Source organism: Acidovorax sp. KNOB132 (assembly GCF_057541515.1).
Map to the genome: position 1 here is coordinate 1 of NZ_BAAJYT010000372.1, position 2,743 is coordinate 2,743.

The 2,743-nt window shown below is 69.4% G+C and carries 2 protein-coding genes and 1 pseudogene; all 3 read right to left on the reverse strand.

Translation table 11 applies throughout. From position 1 onward, the window contains the following. A pseudogene (locus AC27IO_RS22570) lies at positions 1–525 on the reverse strand (collagen-like protein); the annotation flags it as partial. Positions 526–596: 71 nt separating this feature from the next. Continuing rightward, on the reverse strand, positions 597–1,304 hold the full coding sequence (locus tag AC27IO_RS22575; protein ID WP_284430112.1) for an IPTL-CTERM sorting domain-containing protein: 708 nt from the start codon (positions 1,302–1,304) through the stop codon (positions 597–599). Between the two features lie 235 nt (positions 1,305–1,539). Next, on the reverse strand, positions 1,540–2,743 hold a 1,204-nt coding region (locus AC27IO_RS22580; RefSeq protein WP_498740877.1), incomplete at its 5' end, for an ABC transporter permease.

Consider the following 2,743-nt stretch of genomic DNA (forward strand, 5'->3'; position numbering starts at 1 on the left):
CACGCCCTGGATCCCTTGGGGGCCGGTGGCGCCGGTCGTGCCCGTGGCTCCGGTCACCCCTGTCGCGCCAGTGGCGCCCGTCACGCCGGTCGCCCCGGTGACGCCCGTGGCACCGGTCACCCCTGTTGCGCCCGTGGCACCTGTGACACCCGCTCCGGTGGCGCCCGTGGCCCCGGTGGCTCCCACCGGGCCCGTCGCGCCGGTGGGGCCAGTGGCCCCCGTGGCTCCAGTGGCGCCCGTCGCACCGGTGCCCACGCCAGGGGCGCATTGCGTCAGCTGGCCCGTGGCGGCGTTGTAGCAAGTCAGGCTGGCGTTGGTCGGCGAGGCGGACAGGCCGGGCACATAGACCTCACCCGTGCCTTGCACGCGCAGGCGTTCCTGGCCGCCCTGGCCCTTGACCACGAATCCTCCGCCGGCAGGGGGCGTGACGGTGATGTCCGCGGCCAGCACACCGGCGGCATGCAGGGCGAGGACGGAACTCAGTGCGGGAACGACCCAGTAGCGGTGCAGGCGATTCTTGGACATGGGGAAACCCTCTCTTGTCTAGCAGTGTGTTGAATGTCTTTTCCAGCGGTTGGGCCCGCTGGTGATGTCCGTCAGCCGATCCGGCGGGAAGGGGCCGCGATGTCGCGCCGCTTCCAGAACATGGCCATGCCGATCAGCAGCGACAGCAGCATCAGGCCGTACTCGCTGAGCGTCGGAATGGCTGCCACGGCGGTTGCGGCGCCGATCTGGACGGTGCCGGTCACAGTGGCGAAGTTGCGCACCACGGTGGCGTTGGGACCCAGGTTGACCACGGCCGTGCTGCCGCTGGACGACACGAGCTGCACGTTCTGCCCCGGAGCGCCTTGCACGGTGAGCGTGCCCAGCACGGTGATGTTCGTGCCGGCGGGCAGCACGAAGGTGCGGCCGGTGGTGCTGGAGATGGTCAGGTTCTGGAACACGAAGTTGCCGCTGATCTGGCTGGTGTTGCCGGGATCGCAGCCGTCGCGCAGCACCACGGTGTTGTTGCCGGTATTGATGTTGCCGCCGGAGATGAGATTGCCACCCACCGAAATGACGCCATTGCTGCCCGTGACATTGGAGCCCGAACTGAAGGTGGCGTCGGTGTCCACGGTCACCGTGCCGCCATTGAGGTTCAGCGTGCCCTGCATGTCGAGCGCGGAGCAGCCCAGATCCGTCTGGCCTCCCGCGGGAACGTCGAGCGACGAACCGGGTGGAAAGACCCATTGCGCGGCAGCGGGGCTGCACAGGACCAAAGCGGTCGCCAACCCAACCAGGAGCCGCCCGAGTGCTTGTTTCATACCGAATTCCTTGATTTGACCGGACAGGCTCGACGACCGGGTCACTCCTGCCCGGTCAGCCATGTCCGTGTGAGTCCGCATTGCGGTTTTCTAATTGACTATCGACGCCGCATCATCGCTAAATAAATACTGTCTTGCAAACAAAATTTAACGCCTGTGACGATGGTGCATCACTCGGGAAAACGCCCATGGCGAAGGCCAGATCACACACGTTCGTTGATGCAGGTCAGCCCGCCTACCAGTCTTCCTTCACGGCCAGCACCGCCTGCCGTCCCCCGGCCGCGCGCCCCGCCAGCCAGGCGGTCACCGTGCCGGTGGCCAGCACGGCCGCGCACAGCGCCAGCAACCGCAGCCATGGCACCCGCAGGTCCATGGTCCAATGAAAGCTCTGGGGGTTGACGACGTGCACCAGCATCACTGACACGGCCAGGCCCAGCACGGTGCCCGCCACGGCACCGATGGCGGTCCAGGCGGCGCCTTCGCCGGCCACCACGGCCAGCACCTGCGGGCGCGTCAGGCCCAGGTGCGCGAGCAGCCCGAATTCCTTGCGTCGCGCCAGCACCTGGGCGCTGAAGCTGGCGGCCACGCCGAACAGGCCGATGCCGATCGCCACCGCCTGCAGCCAGTAGGTGACGGCAAAGCTGCGGTCGAAGATGCGCAGCGAGCGTTCGCGGATGCCCGCCGCCGACGCGAATTCCAGCGCGCCCCCCGTCGGGATCGCCGCGCCGCCCGCTGCCGCTGCCGCTGCTTCCGATGAGGCATTGGCCAGCCGCTCGATCGACTGGCGCAGCGCCGCCTCGTCCGCATCCGGTTGCGGCCACAGCGCCAGGTCGTTCGTGCGCGTGTCGCCGGTCAGGCGCAGGAAGTCCGCACGGTCCAGCGTCACCGCACCGAACTGGCGCACATAGTCGCGCCACACGCCCGCTATGAAAAACGGAGCAACCTGCCGGGAGCTTTCTTGCGCCAGCGGCCGAAAAGACTGTGAAAGCGCCGGCCAGTCCATGCCGGGCTGCACGCCGTACAGGTCAAGCACCGCCTCGCTCACGTACACGCCGATGCGCCCCGGCGGCACGGGCAGCGGCGTGCCCACCAGCGGCAGCGCCTGGGCCGGGTCGCCGTCCAGCGGCCGGGCCAGCAGTGCGATGGCGGGGCGGGCGGAGTCCAGCAAGAGGCTGCTGGTGCGCAGGGCCTGCACGCGCGCCACGCCCGGCAGCCGGGCCACCGCGGTGTCGAACCCGGGGGGAAAGGCCGCGGCATCGTCCACCCCGGCGGTGGCTCCCGCCGTACTGGCCAGGCGCAGGTAGAGCGGCGCGGGCAGCACCGCATCCAGCCACTGGCCGACCGATCCGCGAAAGCTGCTCACCATCACCGTGAGCGCCACGGCCAGGCTCAGGCTGGCCACCACGCCGCCCACCGCCACGGCGGCGGTGCCACGCCAA